Origin of the sequence: Asaia sp. BMEF1 (assembly GCF_051628905.1) — a bacterium.
Taxonomy (GTDB): Bacteria; Pseudomonadota; Alphaproteobacteria; order Acetobacterales; family Acetobacteraceae; genus Asaia.
This window is the reverse complement of sequence record NZ_CP157575.1, coordinates 640,547-662,273: the sequence shown is the minus strand read 5'-3', so window position 1 is coordinate 662,273 and position 21,727 is coordinate 640,547. Positions and strand designations below refer to the sequence as shown.

The window sequence follows — 21,727 nt, the reverse complement described above, 5'->3', positions numbered from 1 at the left end:
CTCCTGTTGTGAGATATCTCGACAAAACCGTCGCATGACCGGCACGATCTGCAAAGTAAGAAGAAGTTGCGTGAGCTTTAAATATTCTGGAGGCATGATGGCATCGCCGCGTACCGCATTATTGTCACTGGCTGTCGGCGCTTTCGCGATCGGTACCACCGAATTCACCCCGATGGGGCTACTGCCCGTTATCGCGCAGGATCTTCATGTCAGCGTGCCGAAAGCCGGGGGGCTGGTGAGTGCCTATGCGTTCGGCGTCATGATCGGTGCGCCGATCATGACGCTTCTGCTGGGCGCCATGTCGCGCAAGGCGGCGCTGATCGGATTGATGGGGCTCTATATTCTCGGCAATCTCGGGGCAGGGCTGAGTCACAGCTACGCGCTACTCATGTTCTGGCGTGTGGTGACGAGCCTGTCTCATGGGGCCTTTTTCGGTCTCGGTGCCGTTGAGGCATCGAGCGTCGTCGCTCCTGAAAAACGCGCCTCTGCCGTAGCATCGATGTTTCTGGGGCTGACGATTGCCAACATCTTCGGCGTGCCCGCCGCGACCTGGCTGGGCGATACGATGGGGTGGCGAAGCGCGTTTCTGGTGACGGCTCTTCTGGGCGCGCTGGCTGTGCTGGCCCTGAGCCTTGCCTTGCCCCCGAGGGGCAGTTCACCAAAGCCGGATATTTTCGGCGAATTGCGGGTTCTTATGGGCGGGGAAGTACTCCTGGCGCTCACAGTCACGACGCTCGGCGCCGGGATCATGTTCGTGCTTTACACCTATATCGCGCCATTCCTGCACAGCCTTACCCATGCCAGCGACGCGCTCGTGACGCTGGCACTCATGACCATCGGGGTAGGATTCAGCATCGGTGCGGCGCTGGGCGGGCGCCTTGCCGATCGCTCCACGCGTTTCGCGCTTCTGACCACGTTGCCCGTTCTGGGGGCGATCATGCTGGTCTATCCGATACTGGCCGTGTCGCCTTATGGCGCTATTAGCGGCATTCTGGTCTGGAGTGCCGCGTCTTTCGCGATCATGCCCGCCTTGCAGATGCGCACTATGCAGGCAGCGCGAGAAGCGCCGGCGCTTGCCTCATCGGTCAATATCGGCGCGTTCAATCTCGGCAACGCGCTAGGCGCCTGGCTTGGCGGGGCCGTGCTCTCCCACGGCCTGGGCTATAGCGCGGTCTCCATGAGTGGCACCGCGCTGGCGTTGATCGCGTTTCTGATCGTGGTTTTCTGCAGGCGTGGCTCAGCCGCCGTCTGATCTCGGTGCCGGATCGAGCTGGCGGTCGGCAATGAGGAGTGTCTGAAGCAGAACATTGGCGCCTGAGGCGATGTCTTCTTTAGTGGCGGACTCGCTTTCATTATGGCTGATGCCGCCCGCGCAAGGCACGAAAATCATTGTGGTCGGCACGATCCGCGCAAGATAGGCGGCATCATGCCCCGCGCCGGACGTGATTTCGCGTGAGGGCAGGTGCTGGCTGCGGGCTGCGAAAGACACCGCGTCGACAAGGCGTTGGTCGAAATGAACGGCCGGCGAATCCCAGATTTCACGAATCCCGATACTGACGCCGTATTCCCGTGACAGTGCGCCAGCGCGGTCTCGAAAGCTGTTTTCCATGGCGACCACCACATCGTCATTGGGGTCGCGCAGATCGACGCTGAAAATGACTTCACCGGGAATGGTATTGCGGCTGTTCGGCATGACCGTGACCATGCCAACGGTCCCCACGGCGTGGGGAGGGCGGTTCAGGGCAATTTCCTGCACGCTGGCCATGAGACGCGAGGCGGCCTGAAGCGCATCGGCGCGCATGGTCATGGGTGTGGTGCCAGCATGGGAGTCGCGCCCCGTCACTGTCACCTCATACCAGCGCATGCCCTGAACGCCTGTCACAACACCGATCGTGCAGTGCTCGGCCTCGAGAACAGGGCCTTGTTCGATATGGAGTTCGAGATAGGCAGCGAGGGGATGGGCACCACAGGACTCACTTCCTGCAGCTTCGATGGCAGTGAGCGCGTCATTGAACCGCGTGCCCTTTGCGTCGGTGCGGCTTTTCGCAAAATCAGGCGTGAAGATTTTCGCGAATACACCTGAGCTCAGCATCGCCGGGGCGAAGCGTGCGCCTTCCTCATTCGTCCAGTTGACGATCTCGACAGGATGGCGCAGGCGGCGCCCGGTTTCCTTCAAGGCGCGCAGCACAGCGATGCCGCCCAGAACCCCGATAATACCGTCGAACTTTCCACCGGTAGGCTGGGTGTCGAGATGGCTGCCTATGGCGATGGGTGCAAGACCCGGTTCGGCACCCTCGAAACGGGCAAACTGGTTTCCCATGTCATCCGCCGTTACCGTCGCCCCCAGAGCCGCGGCTGCGTCAGAAAACCATCTTCTGACTTCACGGTCTTCCTCGCTTAGGGCAAGACGACAGATCCCGCCTCTTTCGGTGGCGCCAAAATGCGCTGTCTCCATGATGTCATGCCACAACGCGTCTGAGTCGATGGCGCTGTTGCCCATGAGAAGGTGATCCTGATCCGTCATATCGCGATCCTTCTTCGATTCTCTTTTCATGATTTCCAGGCGGGAAATACCTGGCCTTGGCGCCTGAAGCGTATTGATGATGTCACGCAGCGCAGCCGCGATGCGAGCCGGAGCATATCGCACAGGTGCAAACCGACAACCGGGGGAGAGGCCGTCGGGATGCTACGATAGCGTGAGCTACACGCGTTGAAGTTCCTTATATGTCGCCGAAACGAGTTGTTGGGCATTAATTCATATAACTGTCCGGCACCATCGCTCACCCGGATCGTAGCGCCATATATGCAAGACCAAGCTACCCGGATTTACCCGACGCCCGGCGGGGAGCTGACGAACGCAGCGAGATTGCGCGCGTGGAAAGCGTTTCCCACGTGCCTTCCCCGCGTGTCGCCCTGCGCGTGCCCGGAGCGGTGCGGGCTCGGGTTGCGATAGAGCCAGAGCGTCAATATCGCGCCCGGCTGGGAAAACTGTTTGAAGGATTCCTTCGCGACTCACGGACGAACCGCGGCGGTAAGAGAAGGCCAACAGGCCTGCGTAAGAAGCTTTTTCTCCGGGCACAGGCCTTTACCCAACCCGGCGCAGCACCAGGGACAGAATGGTCTCAGCGGCCGAGGCGAAATCGCCCTCGTCGAGTGTCTCTTTTCCGAGCAGCGCGGTGACCTGAGGCTGCATATCGGCGTACCATTGCGTCATGGCCCACAGACAGAAGAGGAAATGCGTCGGGTCGCCCTTGGGTATTTCTTCACGGGCCATCCATGTCTCGAAGGTCTCCTTGAAGGGGTGGATCGCCTCCGGCAGCGTGGTTGAGAGATAGCCGCCGAGATGACGCGCTCCGCCCAGGATCTCGTGAGCGAAAAGTCGCGACGCGTTGGGATTGGTACGGGAAAAGGCGAGTTTGGATGCCACATAGCCCCGCAGCGCGGTGTCGGCGGATGAATCGGGGCGAAGCCATGTCTCGCAATCGCCCAGCCACTCCTGAACGGTGCCGTGGAGGACCTCCTGGTAAAGTATTTCCTTGGTAGAGAAGTAGTAATGGATATTGGCTTTCGGGATGCCTGCCTCTCGCGCTACCGCAGCGATGCTGGCTCCACTGAAACCGTGTTCAGAAAAGATTTTCTGCGCCGCCGCCAATATGGTGACGACTGCTATTTCGCGCGGAACACCCAAAACAAACTCCTGATCTCGAGAAAATCAACGTTTACAGATAGTTTGTAAGCGGGTTTCTTACAAGTAGTTGCGAAAATATTGGCTGACCGATGTGATGATAGACATTACAATCATGTGAGATCGTAAGTTTGTTATGGTATGGACGTTAATCGTAAGATCTGTTGCATTCAATAAATACGGCATCAATACAGGACAATTTTGGTATACCATCTGCGATCGTTTTTTGCGCGCGACGAAGAGGGAGGTTGCGCTCCGCGCCCCGGAACGCAAAGATAATGTCGAGACCGTAAAGGATTGTTATGCAGGAGTTGGTCATCAAGTGAGTTGCGCGACAGTTCAACCATGCCGTTCCGTCTTCGCACGGTGGCTGCCGACGCGCCGGGGGGCGTTTATCGCCGCCATGCTTTGTATCGGCACGCCCTATGCCGCTGCTCGGGCTATGCCGGCGAATGTCGGCGATGCTGCCATCGCTGCTACCGCCTATCATGACAGCGGCGCCTATGAGCGAGATTTCGCTTCTGTCATTAATGAGGCTGCCGATTGGGTGCGCCTGCGCGCCCCGCATGTGAGTCGCCCCGCGCTCGTTCTCGACATCGACGAAACGTCCTTGTCGAACTGGCCCGAAATGGCAGCCAACCAGTTCGCCTATTTTCGTGAAGGCCGCTGCGATGCGCTGCCAAAGGGGCCTTGTGGTGTCGAGGCATGGGAGCAGGGAGCAACGGCCGCAGCGTTCGCTCCCACGCTGGCGCTGTATGCCATGGCACATCAGCATGGTGTCGCCGTGTTTTTCGTGACCGGGCGCTACGAGCACGAGCGCGGCGAGACGGCTCATAATCTAGAGACTGCTGGCTATCTGAACTGGGCCGGCCTCATCCTCCGCCCTGATGGCAGCCATACGCCCTCGGCCTCGGACTACAAGCGGGCGGCGCGCCAGAAAATCGAAGACGACGGCTATCACATTATTGCCAATATCGGAGATCAGCCCTCTGACCTCACCGGTGGGCATGCCGAGCGCGGCTTCCTCCTTCCCAACCCCTTCTATCGGGTGCCCTGACATGCAGAACGACGCGCTCAAAAGCCTCGCGGCAAAGGTCCATGAGGATCTCGAAAAAATTGCCTATGCCTCCGGGCCATGGGTCTCGTCGGTTGTAACCCATCATGGCGAGCCGGTTCTGGATGTCGCGGTGATTGGTGGCGGGCAGGGGGGGCTGGCCACCTGCTTCGCCCTGCGGCGCATCGGGGTGCATAACGTCAGGGTGTTCGAGCGCGCGCAGCACGGCAAGGCCGGCCCATGGGTCACGTTTGCCCGCATGATCACCCTGCGCACGCCCAAACATGTCACTGGCCCCGATCTGGGCATTCCTTCCCTGACCCCGCGCTCGTGGTTCGAAGCCCGTTACGGCAAGGAGGCCTGGATCTCGCTCGACAAGATCGACCGCAAAGACTGGCAGGCCTATCTCGACTGGTATCGTGATACGCTTGCCCTGCCAGTGCAGCATGATCGTGAACTGGTCGATGTCGTCTGGCAGGACGGGTTGCTACACCTCACTTTCAGGGCGCAGGGCGGCGAGACGAGCAAAGTCTGGGCGCGTCGTATCGTTCTGGCTACAGGTATTGAGGGTAGTGGGTCGTGGCATGTGCCCGAGTTCATTCGCGACGCCGTTCCTGCCCATCTCTACGCCCACACGCATCAGGAGATCGATTTCGAGGCGTTGCGTGGCAAGCGGGTCGGGGTGCTTGGCGGTGGCGCCTCGGCTTTCGACAATGCGGCGACGGCGCTTGAAGCCGGGGCGCAATCGGTCGCTGTCTGCATCCGACGCAAGACACTGCCGCGCATCAACCCCTATCGCTGGATGGAAAATGCCGGGTTCCTCGGTCATTTCCCGGCATTGCCGGATCTGACCCGCTGGCGTTTCATGCGCCGGATTTTCGACCTCAACCAGCCCCCGCCTCAGGATACCTTCTGGCGCTGCAGCCGTCATGACGGATTCAGCTTTCATGGTGACACGCCCTGGCTCGCGGCGCGTAGCGAGGGCGAGACGGTGATCGTCAAAACCCCGCATGGCGAGCAGGCGTTCGATTTCCTGATCATTGGCACGGGCTTCGTGATCGATTTCGGCAAGCGGCCAGAGACGGCATCTTTTGCACCGAATATCGCTTTGTGGGGCGACCGGTTTTCTGCGCCGGAGGGAGAGGAGAGCGCGGTGCTCGATTCGTATCCCTATCTTAGCCCGCAGAGCCAGTTCCTGCCCCGCGACGCGACGCATCCCGATGCGGCAATGCTGGGTGCGATCTATAACTTCACTTTTGCAGCCATGCCGAGCATGGGGCTCTCAGGCGCCTCGATCAGCGGTATGCGATATGGCGTCGACCGGCTTGCCCGCGCGATTGCTTGCGATCTCTTCGTTCAGGATGGCGAGAAGCATCTCGAGAGCCTGCTTGCCTACGATGCTGAAGAGTTGATCAGCCTTGGACGGCAGGGTGAGGAGCAGGCATGACCCCGGAGGAGCAACTTGAGGCACGCGCCGCTGCGCTCGATCTAAATGTTCCGGTAGAATATCGTTCCGAAATTATTCGTAATCTCGCGCTTATCGGTCAGTATGAGGCGCTGGTGAAAGCCGTCGACCTGCCTGAGAGGCTGGAGCCCGCTTTCGAGTATCATCCATGAGAGCGACCGAACTGGCACGGGCTGTCAGGGCAGGGGAACGCTCGGCAGTTTCTGTCATCGAGCTCTGTCTCAACCGCGTGACAGCGCGCGATGCGGGGTTCAACGCGGTCACACGTTTGCTCGCTGACCGGGCACTGGCTCAGGCCCGACGCATTGATGAAGTCGTGGCCAGTGGAGGCGATCCTGGGCCACTGGCCGGTGTGCCTTTCGGCATCAAGGATCTGTTCGATGTCGAAGGGCTCGTGACGCATGCGGGGTCGCGCGTGCTGGCCGACGAGCCTGCGGCGAGGCAGGATGCGGTATTGGTGCATCGTCTGATCGAAGCCGGAGCGATTCCTCTCGCCACGACGAATATGGACGAATTTGCCTACGGCTTTGCCACCGATAACGCGCATCACGGGCTGACGCGCAACCCGCACGATACGACCCGCCTTGCAGGCGGCTCTTCCGGTGGGTCGGCTGCCGGTGTCGCTGCGGGGTATTTTCCGCTTTCGCTCGGTTCGGACACGAATGGTTCCATCCGCGTTCCGGCCTCGCTCTGCGGCGTGTGGGGATTGCGTGCAACCCAGAACCGTCTGCCGACTGAGGGATCTTTCCCTTTCGTCGCGAGCCTCGATACGGTCGGGCCGTTTACCGCCAGCGCTGCCGATATGCGTGTCACGATGGAAGTGCTGGCAGGCGAAACACTCGCTCGGGTCGAAACGGATGGGCTGCGTCTGGCACGGCTCGGCGGGTGGTTCGCCACCGACGTTTCGCCAGAGATGCAGGCGGCGCTCGACGAATTGTGTCGCGCTCTGCAGGTTAGGCGTGAAATCACACTGCCTGAAGTCGCGGCAGCGCGTGCGGCAGCCTTTGTAATCAGCGCATCTGAAGGTGGCGCACTGCATCTCGACCGGCTGCGCCGTCAGGCGGCACTATACGACCCTGCGGTGCGGGATCGGCTTCTCGCCGGGGCGCTGGTTCCGGCGCCTAGCGTATTCAGGGCGCATAAATTACGCCGCTGGTTTAGGGCGCGGATGCATGAAGCCTTCGAGACGGTCGATCTGCTGATCGCGCCAGCCGTCATCGGTGAGGCACCGCTTATCGAGAACCCGTTTCTCACTATCGGCGGCAAGCCCGCGCCGGCACGTGCGAATCTGGGTCTTTATACCCAGCCTCTCACGGTGGCAGGCTTTCCGGTTCTTACAGTGCCGCTCGCGGTTGAGGGGTTGCCGCTCGGTGCCCAGATTGTCGCACCCCCGGGGCGTGAAGACCGGTTGATTGCTTTCGGTGAAGCTCTTGAGCGGTCGGGCCTCGCCCGTGCGCGAATTCTGGAGGATTGATGCTTTTCAGTGCGCGCTCCCGCAAGGGTATGGTCACGGCCCCTCATCATCTAGCTGCTCAGGCGGGGAGGGATATTCTCAAATCGGGCGGCAATGCCGTCGAGGCGGCGGTCGCTGTCGCGGCAACGCTCTCCGTCGTCTATCCGCATATGACGGGGCTTGGCGGAGACGGGTTCTGGATCATCCGCAGGCCCGATGGCGAAATGCTGGCGATCGATGCCTGTGGCAGGCTGGCGCAGAATGCCACGCCCGAACTCTATCGCGGTCTGGACGCAGTGCCCTGGCGGGGTGGCCTTGCGGCCAATACCGTGGCGGGAACCGTCGCCGGATGGAGCCGGGCCCTTTCTTATGCTGGCGGCAGCCTTCCCCTCACGACGCTTCTGGCCGACGCGATCGACCACGCCGAGCAGGGTATGGTGGTGACGGAAAGCATGGCCGGGCTTATGGCCGCGCATCTCGATGTGCTCAGCTACATGCCCAATTTCAGCGGATTGTTTCTGCCTTCCGGCGAGATGCCGATAGCAGGCAGTGTCCATCGCAATCCGGCGCTGGCGCGCACACTCAGGCGTCTTGCGACAGCGGGGCTGGGCGATTTTTATCACGGCAAGCTTGCCGACCTGATCGCGGCGGAGCTTGCTTCCTGCGGCTCGCCCGTCGGACTCGGCGATCTCAACCATCATGAGGCAGTCGTCTCGGCCCCGCTCGAGACGAGTCTGCATCACGGGCGGTTCTTCAACGTCAATCCGCCGACTCAGGGAGCGGCGTCCCTGCTCATTCTGGCGTTGGCGGAAAGGCTGGGCGTGACCGGCGCCGACACGGTCGAGGATATTCATCGCTGGGTGGAGGCCACGAAAGCCGCTTTCCTCTGGCGGGATCGCGAAATTGCCGATCCGGCGATCATGACCGCTTCGCCTCAGGCTCTGCTGTCGGATGGGGCTGCCCTCGACGCCATGGCGGCCAGCATCGATCTCGATCGTGCGGCGCCCTGGCCGCATCCTGCACAGCAGGGCGATACGACGTGGTTCGGTGTGATGGATTCCGAAGGCTGGGCGGTCAGCATGATCCAGAGTCTCTATTTCGAGTTCGGCTCCGGGGTCGTGCTGCCTGAAACCGGGCTGGTCTGGCAGAATCGCGGGTCGAGTTTTGATCTGAGGCCGGGGCGTCTGCGCAGTCTCGCTCCCGGCCGCAAACCTTTCCATACGCTCAATCCCGCCATGGCCGCGCTCAATGATGGCAGTCTGCTTTCTTATGGTACGATGGGCGGCGAAGGACAGCCCCAGACGCAGGCGGCCATCGTGGCGCGCAACGTCATAGCCGGTTTGAGTCTGCAAGAGGCCATTACTGCCCCGCGCTGGCTGCTTGGCCGCACCTGGGGTGAGACCACGACCACGCTCAAAATGGAAACGCGGTTCGCTCCTGAATTGCTCGAGGGTTTGCGCGATCTCGGTCACGACGTCGAGAGCCTGACGCCTTATGCGACGGCCATGGGTCATGCGGGCGCCATTCGGCGCTATGAGGACGGCACGATGGAAGGCGCAACCGACCCGCGCAGCGACGGTGGCGTTGCGGCGCTTTGAGCCGGATGAGGGATACAGGCATGACAGAGGATTATCCACGCGATCTGCTGGGCTATGGCGCTCATCCCCCTGAGGCGGATTGGCCTAACGGGGCGCGTATCGCCGTGCAGTTTGTGCTGAATTACGAAGAGGGCGCTGAAAACAACGTTCTGCATGGCGATCTCGGTTCTGAGGCGTTTTTGTCTGAAATGGTGGGAACGCGCTCTATTCAGGGTGCGCGCTGCATGCAGATGGAAAGCCTCTACGAATACGGGTCCCGCGCCGGTTTTTGGCGTCTGCACAGGCTGTTTACGGAAGCGGGCCTGCCGTTGACCGTTTTCGGTGTCGCCATGGCCCTCTCACGTAATCCAAATGCCGTCGCCGCCATGCAGGGGGCAGGATGGGAAATCGCCTCTCATGGCCTGCGTTGGATCGATTATCAGGATATTCCCGAAGCCGAGGAGCGCAGGCATATCCGCGAGGCGATCAGGTTGCACAGGGAGGTTACGGGTGCTGCGCCTTGCGGGTGGTATCAGGGCCGCACCAGCCCCAACACGGCGAGACTCGTCGCAGAGGAGGGGTGCTTCGTCTATGATGCGGATTCCTATGCCGACGACCTGCCATATTACGATCGCCGTTATGGCAGGGCGCAGCTTATCGTGCCCTACACGCTCGATGTGAACGATATGAAGCTGGTGGCGCTGAACGGCTTTACCGAAGGCGAGCAGTTTTTCCGTTACCTGCGCGATACGTTCGACATGCTCTATCTCGAAGGAGGACGGATGATGTCGGTGGGTCTGCATTGCCGTCTCGCGGGGCGTCCGGCGCGTGCCCTCGCGCTGAAACGCTTTCTCGATCATGTGCGAGCGCATGAGGATGTCTGGGTCGCAACCCGCCTCGACATTGCGCGTCACTGGCTGGAGAAGCATCCCGCATGATCGGCGCCACAAGTTGCGAGGATTTCGTCGAGCGTTTTGGCGATCTCTACGAACACAGCCCCTGGATCGTTGAAGCCGCGTGGCCGTACGTGCCGTTCGACGATGCACCGGCATTGATCGCGGTAACGTCGCGCATCGTGCGTGAGGCCTCGCCTCCAAAGCAGAAGGCGCTGGTCAAGGCGCATCCCGAGCTTGCCAGAAAATTCGGTGTCGATCCCGATCTAGGAGCACTTTCGGCAGCCGAGCAGGAAGGAGCCGGGCTCGACCGGCTGACCGAAGCAGAGTTCGTATCGTTCCGGGCCTTGAACGAAGCCTATCAGGCGCGCTTTGATATGCCGTTTGTCATCTGTGTGCGCCGGGCGACGAAAGAGCGCATGCGCCAAGAAATCGAGCGGAGGCTCGAACAGACACCGGAGGCAGAGCTGGCCGAGGCGCTCGACCAGATCGACCAGATTGCCTTGCTGCGCCTGAAGGACAAGACAGGATCATGACCACACTTTCCACTCATGTGCTCGACACGGCGAGCGGTCGCCCGGCTGCCGGTATGCGCGTGACGTTGTTGCATGACGACCGCGTTCTCTTCGTTGGCGTTACCGATAGCGACGGGCGTTGCGCCGACCTTAAGGCCATTGGCGTGACAGCGGGGGCTTATGTTCTGCGTTTCGCAGTGGCTGCCTATTTCCGAGCCCATGGGCATGCGCTGCCTGAACCGCCCTTTCTGGATGAGGTGCAGATCGATTTCGGCATGACAGGGGCTGGCCATTACCACGTACCGCTTCTGGTCTCGCCGTTTGGATACTCGACTTATCGGGGTAGCTGAGAACGGACGATTTTCAAGTTGCGACGCAATTAGACGTAAAAAAAGGGAAGGAGGGCCCGCGGCCTTTCTTCCCTTTTTGCTGTAGGCGCTAGGCCGTGCGACGCCCCCGCAGGCAGTCACACTGCAGGGCGGTTTGTGTGAAAATTATGCCTGCGGGTCTCGCGCCAGCACGACCTGTTACTGCCTTCGAGGATGGTCGCATTCCAGACGCGGTTCAATGAGGGCTAAGCCCCGTCTGAAAAGTTTCTGAACGTAAAAAAAGGGGCGGAATACGCCCCTTTTTCTACAACCATGACCGGAGGTTAAAAATCCTTGCTGACCTGCAGCCAGAAATTCCGGCCCGGGACGAAGGAGCCATAGGTTGAGGTGTCTGTATTGTTTGCACCATTTGCGAAGAAAGGCGGGTTTTTGTTAGTGATATTGTTGATGCCGCCGGTGAAATTCCAGCTCTGCACGTGGTAACCTAGGGCAATGTCCTGCTGAACCATGGCAGGCGTTTTCACCCGGCCGTAGCCATCTGAAAGCTGCAGGAACGAAGAGCTGTCGTTCCAGTGAACGCCGCCTGTGTAGTTCGCCATATAGGTGATGGAGAACGGGCCGTGCTGCCACGAGACGGTAGCGTAGTCGCGCCAGCGTGGATTGGACGTACCACCCGGGTAGTAGATGGCGTTCGTGTAGTGATAATATTGACCACCCGGAACGAGCTGTTGCGAGTAATTGACAAGGTTCTGCAGGCTGTTGCTGACCGTCAGCGTGTCCATACGTGTCAGGCGGATGCGGTAATCGAAGTCCCAGTCAATGCCGCTGGTGTTGGTCGTGCCAAGGTTCTGCAAGACGGCCGAGACCTGCGAGATCTGTCCATTGGCTGAGCGGTTGACAAGACTGCAGAGCGCCGGGTTGGAGCCGTTATAGCAGTTGTTCAGGATATAGTTGGTCGCGAGTGTGCCAACCGACGAGCTGACATTATAGTGCCAGAATTCCACAGAGGTTGAGAGGCCCGGAATCCAGCGCGGTGTCAGAACTGTACCGAATGTATAGGTTCGTCCGGCTTCAGGCTGGAGCTTTGCATTGCCGCCCGAAACAGTCGCGACCTGGCCTGAGCCCTGTTGCTGGAAACTTCCCGGATTGGCAATGCCTGCCTTCATGCAGTTGGCAACAATCGTCGGGCTGGAGGCTCCTGCGCAGGGATCGAGTGCCGTGGCGTAGCCGAGAGATTGTGCACCGAACAGTTCATAGACCGAAGGCTGGCGGAACGACGTCCCAATTGTACCGCGGAAACGGATATCCCGCGTCGGGGCCCAGTTGATGGAGGCTTTCCAGTTTTCGACGCCACCAAAGGTACTATAGGACGAATAGCGTCCCTGAGCGTCAATGTTCAGATCCTTGGCGAGGAACGTATCACGCAACAGCGTCGCCTTGCCTTCAAGATAGCCTTCCGTGACGTTGAAGCCACCTGAAGTCACGCCCTGTGGATTGGTCAGGGCGACCCCGGACTGGACGTTGGGGTCTGGCACATAGGTCAGCTGCTCGCCACGATGCTCCATGCCAAGAGCGATACCCAGATCGCCGCCATGAGCCCATGGCATGGTCGCAACATGATCGTTATGGATGCGCAGGTTCAGGTCGCGTAGCTGCGAGTGCCCGTTGCTCGTCGTGTTGAGGTTGGAATAGCGCGCGGCGTCAGGGGAAAGGCTGGCGAACGGGCTGGACAGGACACATCCTGCGGCGGCGCTGCATACGCTCGGGTTGTAAATCATACCCGAGTTCGGATCGCCGAATGCTGTAGGCTGCAGACCATAGGTGTTCAGCAGGGCAGGATAGCTGCCTATGTTGCTCTGCTGGTATTTGTACATGTTGGCGCCATAGGTGTAAGACAGATCATACTTCCATCCTCCGTAGATACGGCCCTGCGCACCGACCTTGGCGGTGAGCGTATCACTGGCGGTCTGCGTTTCACGTGGTCCCCATTCTGTCATACGCCGCAGCATCTGCAGATCTTCGCCAGCTGTATTGCCCGGGTAACCAGCCGGGATTGTGATCGCGGTCGGATACGGCCCGTCCTGCGGCACAGCGCCTGAAACCGGCTCTGCCGCCATCTGGGTCATGCTCGACGAATGGGAATACAGAACATTCGAATAAAGGGTGAAATGGTCATTGAAATCGTAATGGGCGTCGCCGCTCAGCGAGGAATCCTGAAGCTGGTTGGTCAGGAAGCTGTCATGAGCGAAATTGTAGCGTTTTGTCCCGGAGACGAGATTGCCCTGGTTGTCGCTTCGATAGGCAGCCCCGGAATCCAGTCCGTAAAAGGAGCCATAGGGTGAGTAGCTCGAACCGAAGCGGTTGTTTGACGGGTCGGCGTCGTCACCGATCTGCACATTCCGCGACCAAGAGCGGTTGCGCTGACGGACGCCGCCTTCAGTGGAATACTGGCCGAACAGGCTGACATTGCCCTTGCCGTGATCGAAGTTCCAACCCTTGAAGCCGGAGATCATTCCTTTCGGGGCATCGCCATGGCCGGTAATCCCGCCACGGACAGTAATGTTGCCGGTATCCAGGTCATGTCGCAGCTTGATGTTGATAACGCCCGAGACAGCATCGGCACCGTAGAGTTCGGAGCCACCATCCTTGAGGATTTCGACGCTCGCAACCTGCTGTACAGGGATCGAATTCATGTCGAAGCAGTTGCTGGAACTGTTCAGCGCGGCGCGCTTGCCATCGATCAGGACCAGAACACGGTTCGTTCCGAGATTACGCAGATCGGTGCAGCTGACGCCGCCACCACCATTGGTGTCTGTATTCTGCTGGCTGGATGAGCCTACAGACGGCAATCGCTGGAAGAAATCCGACAGCGTGGTCGCGCCTGTCTGCTGGATCTGCTTGGCTGTTACGATCTGCACCGGGTTGGCGCTGGTGTTGTTCGCCGTGCTGAGCGCCGAACCGACAACGATCACTTCTTCAGATCTGCCGCTCGGGCCGAAGGACACGCTCCTGGTCGCTGATGGATCGCGCAGCGCATTCTGCGAGCGGCTCGGCACCATCGTGGTGGCCGGCGCGGTTTGTGCGCCTAGGATGGGGCCGTTCGTTGTGCTGCGTGCGACAGTGGTTTTGTGCTTGGTGGTCGCTTTAACCGCTTTGCGATGATGCGTGCCGGCTGAGGCGGTCTGCGCATGGCCGCTTGTCATGGTCGCGGCAGGCGAAAGGAAGATTACAGCGCCAAGAAAAAGACGCGCTCGCCCTCGCAGTTTAACGGTTTTCATGAAAATTAACCCTCGGAATGACTCTGTGTCACGAGGCTGCGGTTTCTGTCATATCATTGCAAGAGCGTTATCGTTTTGTGACGTTGTATTGCGCGTTCAAGTGACGGGATGTTGCCAATTTGCATCATTCCGTGTCGCATCCATCCGCGCCGGATCCTTCTTCGATGCTGCCATTCACAGGAAAAGCTTTTATTTCCGCGGATTAGCGTCAAAGGAACCTTTGCGGCGCATCTGTGACACTTCGAGACACAGCTATGCCGGGTAGGCGAGAGTCGCATGGCTGCGCTTTGATGAGGGCGCGTAATTGATCGTTGCAAATGTACGGCGCTTTGCAGAGGCAGACCGGCTCAGTAGGATTTGAGCAGCCTGTCCAGATAATCCAGCTCGCTCTGGGGACGTGTCCTGTCGGCGTCTCTGCGGCGCAATTCACGTTCGATTTCGCGCGCTTTCTCACGGCTGTCAGCGTCGGGTACTGTGCCATCCGTATCCGCCCCCGAGTGCCCCTTGCCGAGCTTGCGGCCCAGTGGATCACGATCGGATTTATTGCCACCGTCACCCTCGGAGTCCTCGTCGTCACTATCGGCCTGATTCTGATCGCCCTTGCCTTTTCCACCCTGGGCATGGTTGCCGGTTCCCATGGTCGGCAGGAGGGCAAGCGGACCGCCACCGTGATTCTTGCCCTTCTGGGCCTCGCTCATCTGCTGACCCGTCTCGGCAAGATCCTTCAGCACCTTACGGATCGCGATCTCGGCGGGACCATCCTGTACGTTGGCCAGAGCCTGCCGAACGGCATGCATATCCTTGTCTGCTTTAGCCAGCCCGTCCATGGTTTTGCCCGTCAATGATTTGATATCGTCATTGAGCAGCTTCGCCACCATTTGAAGCGCACGTTGAACAGCGTGATCGTCGCGTCTCTGTTCGTGCTGCGCCGTCGTTTCTTCCGCAGACAAAACCGGTGCTGGGGCAGGCGGGGGCGATTGGGGTTCGTCCATATCAGGGGGCGGTGCCATGCCCAGTCGTTTCAGCAATTCTGCCGTCGACATGGTGCTGACATCCTGGTTCTGATTCTGCTGCGCATCGCGCGCATTGCGCTGCCCAATCCCGAGGCGCGCCTGAACATGGTCGAGCAACGTGGTTTCACGTCGTACCAGATCGTGCAGCGTTGCCTTCTGCGCCTGGGCCCGCGCACGGGCCTGCATCTGCTGGGCAATCTGGGCCAGGTCCTGCGGCGTAGCCGAGCGCATGCGCTCGGTCATTTTCGACAGATCGTCGAGGCGTTTAAGCGCGTCGTCGGAATGACCATTGGCTGCGTCCGATTGCAGACGGCGCATAAGCCTCGAGACAGGATCGCTGCCGTCACCCGCGTCACCACCCATATCGGGGATGACGCTGCCGAGCTGCATGCTGCGCTGCATGAGAGCCTGCATGCGCTGGTCGAGCGCCTCCTTGAGACGCTTCATCCGCGTTGCCAGTTCCTGCTGTTCCGCCTCGCTATGTCCGTCCTTGCCGAGGGCGCGCATGTGAGCGATCTGATTCTGAACCGCTTTTTGTGCTGCACGGATTTCGAGATTGGCCTGAGCGGTTTCGCGGTCAGAGTTGCGCAGGTCTTCAAGATACAGCGCAACAGCCCAGCACAGACCGAGCGTGTTTTCTCGCGCGCGCTCCGTATACGGGTCGTCGAGCTGGGCGGCGGCATAGAACAGAGCGAGCGTGCTGCCCGTCTCGTCTGAAGGCAATGTCTGAGCGAGTGTTCTGAGTTCGTCCGCTGTTTGCGCTGCGGTCTCGCGCTCAAGGCCGAAGCGATGCCGCAAGGCGACTAGCGCCCGAGCAATGGGGTCATGAAACGCGCGGCTAGGCAAAGTGAGCTTTTCGACTGGGCTGGTCGCCTGTCGACCGCTTCGGCTGGTAGCGTGCAGCCTGATCGTTACCGCTTCACCTGCCCAGAGCGACTCGGTGAGATCGGCCTCGAAAGCGCCCTCCGCTTTGTGGGGCTCGCCTTTCAGCGGTATTGCCAGATCGATCAGGGGAAGCGCCGGTTTGGCAGCGAGCCCGATCTGTGCCTCCAGCCGTGCCACGCCATGGGCTTGGGCTACCTGCCAGGGGAGCACGATGTCCGGGCTCTCCTTGGCGACGGAGGGAGGGGCTTTCCAGCTGACTTCGGGCGCAAGATCGGGCTCGATGGTGAAAGTCCATTCGCCGATCGTTCGGCCCCGCGACCGCACGGAAAGTCGGCCGCTATGGCTGAGACGCGTGACGAAGCTCCAGCTGCCGGGGTCGAGCTGTTTGATCCCGACATCGCCGATATCCACCCCGAGCAGATGCGGGCCGGAGCGCGCGCCCGTAATATGGATGGTCAGCTTCGCATCCTGAGGAATACGCGGCGGGGTTGTTTGTCTGGAGAGAAAAATCGGGGCGCCGGGCGCATAATCCGGAAGGTCCACCCAGGCTTCGATCTGGGGCAGAGGCACGTCGATATCGTCGACACCCGGCAGAAAGGCGGCTTCGAGCCGCGAAGGTGCGGCAGGTCCCGCAAGTATGGCGGCACTCAGCAGGGCTGCGGCGAAACCGGCCCAGCCGATCTTGCGCTCGAATGTCCAATGAAGTCGTGGCAAGCCCGTGCGAAGCGTGCCGATACTGCCACGCAAACGCTCCATATGGCGTTGCCAGAGCGCTGTTTCCTCTCCATCTGCGGGAAAATCATCAAGAGCGGCAAGCGGCTGGTGGCGCAGGCCGGAGCGCGTTTCGATACGTCGGTCGATGGCGCTGCGACGTGGTGGGGGCAATCGGGAGAGGTGGCGTGCCGCCAGAGCGATAGCGCCACCGCCCACCCCGGCGAGAAGAAAGGCATGTAGCGTGTCGGGCAGGGATTGCGGCACGCGTAACAGACCACTCAGTGCGTAACCACCGACGAGCCCGAGTGGCCATTGCACCGCTGACCAGGCAGACTCTACCCAGAGCACGCGCCGCGCCCGGTGACGTGCGCGTTCGACGTGTTTTTCAAGCATGAGAGGAGACTGTGGCGCGGGCTGAGCCATGCTCATTCAGAATCCAGCCACTCCGGGATGATGTCATCTGCCCATAACGCCTCAACAGGCTGCCGGGGTCGCACAAGTTTCCACTGACCGTTTTCGATCATCACCTGTGCTGCGAGCGGGCGGCTATTATAGGTCGAGCTCATGACGGCACCATAGGCGCCGGTGTCGAGCAAGGCGAGCGCATCGCCTGGACGAACTGCCGGAAGGAGGCGGTCTTTCGCAAAGACGTCGCTCGATTCACAGACCGGTCCGACAACCGTTTGCGGGCCGGTTTCGGCATAGGCAAGGTCGGGGGCGAGCGGAACGATGCCGTGCCAGGCGCCATATAGGCTGGGCCGGGCCAGATCGTTCATGGCGGCATCGACGATCACGAAATCGGAGACGCCGTCGCGCTGCGCCTTGAGGTCGATTACCGAAGTCAGCAACACGCCCGCAGGCGCGGCGATCCACCGGCCAGGCTCGATAGCCAGTTCAAGATCGAGCCCGCCGAGCGTTTCGGCAATGGCGCCCGCGAGCGCGGCCGGGGGCGGCGCCAACTCGTCACGATAACGCACGCCCAGACCGCCACCGCAATCGACGGCCTTTACGGTCAGGCCCTGAGCGCGCAGATCGATGACGAGTTCTGCGATGCGCGCGTAAGCGGCCTTGAACGGTGCCGGGGAGAGAATCTGACTGCCGATATGGGTGGCAAGGCCGCGTATTTCGATGCCGGGTAAAGTGCTTGCTTCACGATAGAGAGCGATGGCGTCGGCCCAGTCGATACCGAATTTGTCGCCCAGACGGCCTGTGCTGATCTTGTCATGGGTCTCGGCGTCGATATGCGGGTTCACCCGCAACGCCACCGGGGCGGTGAGCCCAAGTCCGCGCGCGAGGCGTGAAAGCCGACGCAGCTCTTCGGCGCTTTCGACATTGATCTGGCCGACTCCCTCGCGCAGCGCCATGGTGAGTTCGGGATCGGTCTTGCCGACGCCCGAGAACACGATGTCGGCTGGAGAAATGCCTGCCTGAATTGCGCGCCTGAGTTCGCCGCCGCTTACGACATCGGCGCCGCACCCTTCCTGTCGCAGTACGCTCAGCGTTGCGAGATGGTCATTGGCCTTGAGGGCATAATGAAGCGCAACATCGAGCCCGCGTTCGGTGAAGGCTTTTCTGAGATTGCGCGTCCGCCGCCGCAGCGTGCCTGCCCCGGTTACCCAGCATGGTGTGCCAACCTGTTTCGCAATGGTCTGCAAGGGAACGCCCTCGAACAGCAGACCATCCTGCCCGTCCATATGCAGGGAAGGGCGTGACGCGAGAAGGTTCATGATATCAGGGTCGTGGCGTGTCATGTCGGTTAGATTACAAGGGCAATCAGCAGCTTCCAAGCTGGGATTATGCCAGGAGAGGGGAATAATGATGAAAGACGCACTGATCAGTGCCGCGCTCGATGCCCGTGCGAACGCCTATGCGCCGTATTCACGCTTCCATGTCGGCGCTGCGCTGCGCTGCGAAGGCGTGATCTATAGCGGGTGCAATGTCGAAAATGCCGCCTACCCGCAGGGAAGCTGCGCCGAGGCAGGCGCGATTTCGGCCATGATCCTTGCGGGTGGGCGACAGATCGACGCGATCGTGATCGTTGGAGGCGGCGAGGCGGCCTGCACGCCGTGCGGCGGCTGCCGACAGCGTCTGCGTGAATTCTCGTCATCGGCCATGCCTGTGACCATGGTGAATGCTCAGGGCACCGTGTTGCTGGAGACGACGCTCGGCGATCTGCTGCCATGGTCATTCGGGCCGGAAAACCTGGCGTGATTCGTCTTGTGCCGGTTCGGCGGGTTGTGGGGGCTGCCTGTCTCGCATCGCTGGTATCTGGCGGTGCTTTCGCTGGTTCTGCTCGTGCGGCCCCTGTGGCCTTGCCGGGAGTGGGCGCGGGCGCGCGCCATGCTGTCGATGTAGACCATGAGCCATGGCGAATTCTGGGGCGGGTGCAGACCGAACTTGGCGGGCGCTGCACCGGATTCATGGTGGCGCCTTCCGTGATCATGACCGCCGCTCATTGTCTCTGGCGCGAAGAGGCGGCAAATTTCGTCCAGCCTTCAAGTATTCATTTCATGCTCGGTTACGACACAGGGTCATGGCGGACCACGGCGCGCGCGGTGCGCTTCGTGATTGCGCCGGGCTACGACCCCTATCATCCTTTACGTACCAGCCAGGCCGATCATGCGACCGTTATTCTCGATCATGCACTCGTCAAAACGAGTGACTTGCTGCCGGTTGTCGCGGCTGTGCCCGGCGCACCAGCCATGCTGGCTGGATACCAGCAGGACCGTAAGGAACTCGCCATCGGCGATCTATCCTGTCATATCGTTCATGTACGCGGTCAGTTGATCGACCACGACTGTGCCGCCACGCATGGGGCGAGCGGTGCGCCCCTTCTGGTTCAAGAGGACGGAAAATGGGGCATCGCAGGCATAGATGTCACCGCGCGGGAAGGGCAGGGCGGAACGGCAGTCGGCTTTGCAAGCGAGGCGATTTCTAACGAAACTGTTAAAGAGAAGTAGCGCGCTGTTCTTTGAACCCTGGGGCGTTCGCACCGTTAACGGGGTTCGAATATTTTCCGAAGGACGTGGCAGTTATGTCCGTAGAGGCTCTTCACAGCGCAGGCATTGTCAGAACAGCTCCCAAGGCACCCACTGTGCTTGTGGTCGAAGATCAGGCCCTGCTTCGTCTTTACGTATCCGAAATGATAACGGAGGCCGGCTACACTGTCCTCTCCGTAGAAAATGCCGATGAGGCGCTTTCGGTGATCACGAGCAACCCGGATATTCGCCTCGTTTTTTCCGACTTCGAAATGCCCAGCGTCATGAACGGGCTCGATCTCGGTCATTATCTGTTCAAGACCCGTCCCGATGTCGCTTTCGTCCTAACTTCGGGGGCGAAGATGGATGAGGGTTTCGCCCTTCCACCGCGTGGCTTGTTCGTCTCCAAGCCTTTCCTCGAAAGCGATGTCTGCTCGGCCCTCGCCCAATTGGTGCATTAGGCACGACGCAACCCTGTTTCAGGGTTGGGCCGACAAAGGAGCACTCTTCGAGCCCAGGTTCTGGCGCCACCACCTATGAAGTTAGGCATGTTCGTTTAGTCGGGTTGTCAGCGACGCGATTGAAAGCCTGCTGAGACACCGGGAGAGCGATGAAGCCGCCTGAGAGCGTGGGCGCTTCGATAGGTTTTCGCCTCAGCCGATGGTCGTCACCATCCGCGCGCTTGTTGTGCATCGATTGTTGTGCATCGATGCAGTGACTTGTCAGGACTGATGTATCGTCATGACAGATCCGTCTGTCGCTCCTGGTCCGTCGATCGCGGATCTTCGGGGACAAATTCCGATCGACCCTGCTTGGCCGTTACCGAAATTCGAGAGTTCGCGTGTTTGGGAGTTCGCGTTTATGCGGCTTCCAAAGTCCGAACTCCATCGCTGCTTTCCGCCTAAAGTCGTGAGCCCGCATAGGGCCTCCTGAGGAGACGCATGGCTCACTCTCATCTGAGCCGGGGCGACGACGTATTACCGACCAGGCCCGCTTTGCCCCGAGTGTCGGGGTGAGAACGATTCAGGGAAGAATGGGTCGGATTGGAGGCTTGTTTCCAGCGACGAGCCAGCTGGATCTCGGCAGAGACCGTGGCGCATGAATGCGGTTAAATCCGCAGTGCGGCGTGTGAGCTGATGACGTCGGATTTATCGAAGGAGAATGGCGCACCCGAAAGGACTCGAACCTCTAACCCCCAGATTCGTAGTCTGGTGCTCTATCCAATTGAGCTACGGGTGCGAAGTGATCACTTGCATGATCACGATATATACTGGCGCACCCGAAAGGAATCGAACCTCTAACCCCCAGATTCGTAGTCTGGTGCTCTATCCAATTGAGCTACGGGTGCGTCGTGGGGCGGGTTCTACTGTGAGTTTACAAACCCCGCAAGAGGGAAAAAGAATTTTTTTCAATCAACGGTTTGGACGGGTCATGACGATATGGGCGCGGCATGTGGGCGAACCATAGATGCCGCCAATGGCATTGCCCACAGGGTAGCCGTTGAACACGATGCTATAGGGCTTGCGCTGTGCATCCTTCATGTCGAGCTGCGCATGAAAGTGCTGTCTGTCGGCCCCACGGGCGCCCTTGAGAACGAGAGCATTGTCACCCGGCGTGAAAGTGATGGCCTGCGTGCCGATCTGAAGGGTCGAATTCGTATCGACGGGACAGTTGCCCTGATCGGTGACGAGCGCGCCAGTCCAGAGGCCGATAGGATCCTTGCTCGGAGGCTGCGGGCCTGAGCAGGCCGAGAGCAGAAAGACCGCGCCCAGAAAAGCCGCGCCGGGCAGGTGGCGAAAACGGGAATGCGACATAACGATCTCGTCTGAATGAAGGAATCATGACATTAAGAGGGGCTCAAACGCGTCGTTTGGGATGACGTTGCCCT

Annotated in this window: 18 protein-coding genes and 2 tRNA genes; 12 read left to right on the top strand and 8 right to left on the bottom strand. The window is 60.2% G+C overall.

What is annotated here, in order from left to right:
• Positions 1–94 precede the first annotated feature (94 nt).
• The gene (locus ABHV46_RS02905; RefSeq protein WP_438382633.1) at positions 95–1,252 is read left to right on the top strand and encodes an MFS transporter; all 1,158 of its coding nucleotides are present in this window, start codon (positions 95–97) and stop codon (positions 1,250–1,252) included.
• Here the strand turns inward: ABHV46_RS02905 and ABHV46_RS02900 are convergent.
• Together ABHV46_RS02900 and ABHV46_RS02895 are read right to left on the bottom strand one after the other, a co-directional pair.
• Positions 1,238–2,554 (bottom strand): Zn-dependent hydrolase, encoded by a 1,317-nt coding sequence (locus ABHV46_RS02900; RefSeq protein WP_438382632.1) that lies wholly within the window; start codon positions 2,552–2,554, stop codon positions 1,238–1,240. The genes ABHV46_RS02905 and ABHV46_RS02900 overlap by 15 nt on opposite strands.
• Positions 2,555–3,085: 531 nt before the next feature.
• On the bottom strand, positions 3,086–3,688 hold the full coding sequence (locus tag ABHV46_RS02895; protein ID WP_438382631.1) for a TetR/AcrR family transcriptional regulator: 603 nt from the start codon (positions 3,686–3,688) through the stop codon (positions 3,086–3,088).
• A 319-nt stretch (positions 3,689–4,007) separates the two neighbouring features.
• Here ABHV46_RS02895 and ABHV46_RS02890 point away from each other — a divergent pair, with 319 nt between their 5' ends.
• Genes ABHV46_RS02890 through uraH form a run of 8 tightly spaced genes read left to right on the top strand, consistent with a single transcriptional unit; the run spans position 4,008 to position 10,992 of the window.
• Positions 4,008–4,742: an HAD family acid phosphatase gene (locus tag ABHV46_RS02890; RefSeq protein ID WP_336945144.1), complete on the top strand. Its 735-nt coding sequence runs from the start codon at positions 4,008–4,010 to the stop codon at positions 4,740–4,742.
• A gap of 1 nt (position 4,743) precedes the next feature.
• Entirely contained in the window at positions 4,744–6,186 is a 1,443-nt protein-coding gene (locus ABHV46_RS02885) for an NAD(P)-binding domain-containing protein (protein ID WP_438382630.1), read from the top strand.
• Positions 6,183–6,356: an AtzG-like protein gene (locus ABHV46_RS02880; protein WP_438382629.1), complete on the top strand. Its 174-nt coding sequence runs from the start codon at positions 6,183–6,185 to the stop codon at positions 6,354–6,356. Before ABHV46_RS02885 ends, ABHV46_RS02880 begins: the two co-directional genes overlap by 4 nt.
• On the top strand, positions 6,353–7,678 hold the full coding sequence (locus ABHV46_RS02875; RefSeq protein WP_438382628.1) for an AtzE family amidohydrolase: 1,326 nt from the start codon (positions 6,353–6,355) through the stop codon (positions 7,676–7,678). Before ABHV46_RS02880 ends, ABHV46_RS02875 begins: the two co-directional genes overlap by 4 nt.
• Positions 7,678–9,255: a gamma-glutamyltransferase family protein gene (locus ABHV46_RS02870; protein WP_438382627.1), complete on the top strand. Its 1,578-nt coding sequence runs from the start codon at positions 7,678–7,680 to the stop codon at positions 9,253–9,255. Before ABHV46_RS02875 ends, ABHV46_RS02870 begins: the two co-directional genes overlap by 1 nt.
• Positions 9,256–9,275: 20 nt before the next feature.
• Positions 9,276–10,172 carry an allantoinase PuuE gene (gene puuE, locus ABHV46_RS02865; RefSeq protein WP_438382626.1) on the top strand — a complete coding sequence of 299 codons (897 nt, stop codon included), beginning with the start codon at positions 9,276–9,278 and terminating at the stop codon, positions 10,170–10,172.
• Positions 10,169–10,663: a 2-oxo-4-hydroxy-4-carboxy-5-ureidoimidazoline decarboxylase gene (gene uraD, locus ABHV46_RS02860; protein WP_438382625.1), complete on the top strand. Its 495-nt coding sequence runs from the start codon at positions 10,169–10,171 to the stop codon at positions 10,661–10,663. Before puuE ends, uraD begins: the two co-directional genes overlap by 4 nt.
• On the top strand, positions 10,660–10,992 hold the full coding sequence (gene uraH, locus ABHV46_RS02855; RefSeq protein WP_438382624.1) for a hydroxyisourate hydrolase: 333 nt from the start codon (positions 10,660–10,662) through the stop codon (positions 10,990–10,992). The genes uraD and uraH overlap by 4 nt, the downstream gene beginning before the upstream one ends.
• Before the next feature lie 302 nt (positions 10,993–11,294).
• Here the strand turns inward: uraH and ABHV46_RS02850 are convergent, their stop codons facing one another.
• From ABHV46_RS02850 to lysA, 3 genes are all read right to left on the bottom strand, one after another.
• Positions 11,295–14,249 (bottom strand): TonB-dependent receptor domain-containing protein, encoded by a 2,955-nt coding sequence (locus tag ABHV46_RS02850; RefSeq protein WP_438382623.1) that lies wholly within the window; start codon positions 14,247–14,249, stop codon positions 11,295–11,297.
• A 347-nt stretch (positions 14,250–14,596) separates the two neighbouring features.
• A complete protein-coding gene (locus ABHV46_RS02845; protein ID WP_438382622.1) occupies positions 14,597–17,290 on the bottom strand; it encodes a DUF4175 domain-containing protein in 2,694 nt (897 codons plus the stop codon).
• The gene (lysA, locus tag ABHV46_RS02840; protein WP_438382621.1) at positions 17,287–18,588 is read right to left on the bottom strand and encodes a diaminopimelate decarboxylase; all 1,302 of its coding nucleotides are present in this window, start codon (positions 18,586–18,588) and stop codon (positions 17,287–17,289) included. The genes ABHV46_RS02845 and lysA overlap by 4 nt, the downstream gene beginning before the upstream one ends.
• An 88-nt stretch (positions 18,589–18,676) precedes the next feature.
• Between lysA and ABHV46_RS02835 the strand changes: the two genes are divergently transcribed.
• The 3 genes from ABHV46_RS02835 (at position 18,677) to ABHV46_RS02825 (ending at position 20,300) form a co-directional block, all read left to right on the top strand.
• Positions 18,677–19,072, top strand: coding sequence for a cytidine deaminase (locus ABHV46_RS02835; protein ID WP_438382620.1), 396 nt, complete (start codon positions 18,677–18,679; stop codon positions 19,070–19,072).
• Positions 19,069–19,821 carry a trypsin-like serine peptidase gene (locus ABHV46_RS02830; protein ID WP_438382619.1) on the top strand — a complete coding sequence of 251 codons (753 nt, stop codon included), beginning with the start codon at positions 19,069–19,071 and terminating at the stop codon, positions 19,819–19,821. The genes ABHV46_RS02835 and ABHV46_RS02830 overlap by 4 nt, the downstream gene beginning before the upstream one ends.
• Before the next feature lie 74 nt (positions 19,822–19,895).
• Positions 19,896–20,300 (top strand): response regulator, encoded by a 405-nt coding sequence (locus ABHV46_RS02825; protein WP_438382618.1) that lies wholly within the window; start codon positions 19,896–19,898, stop codon positions 20,298–20,300.
• 701 nt (positions 20,301–21,001) lie between these two features.
• On the opposite strand, the gene ABHV46_RS02820 is transcribed toward ABHV46_RS02825, so the two are convergent.
• The 3 genes from ABHV46_RS02820 to ABHV46_RS02810 form a co-directional block, all read right to left on the bottom strand.
• Positions 21,002–21,078, bottom strand: a tRNA-Arg gene (locus ABHV46_RS02820).
• Between the two features lie 32 nt (positions 21,079–21,110).
• A tRNA-Arg gene (locus ABHV46_RS02815) sits at positions 21,111–21,187 on the bottom strand.
• Between the two features lie 64 nt (positions 21,188–21,251).
• Entirely contained in the window at positions 21,252–21,653 is a 402-nt protein-coding gene (locus tag ABHV46_RS02810; RefSeq protein WP_336945159.1) for a hypothetical protein, read from the bottom strand.
• Positions 21,654–21,727: the final 74 nt, after the last annotated feature.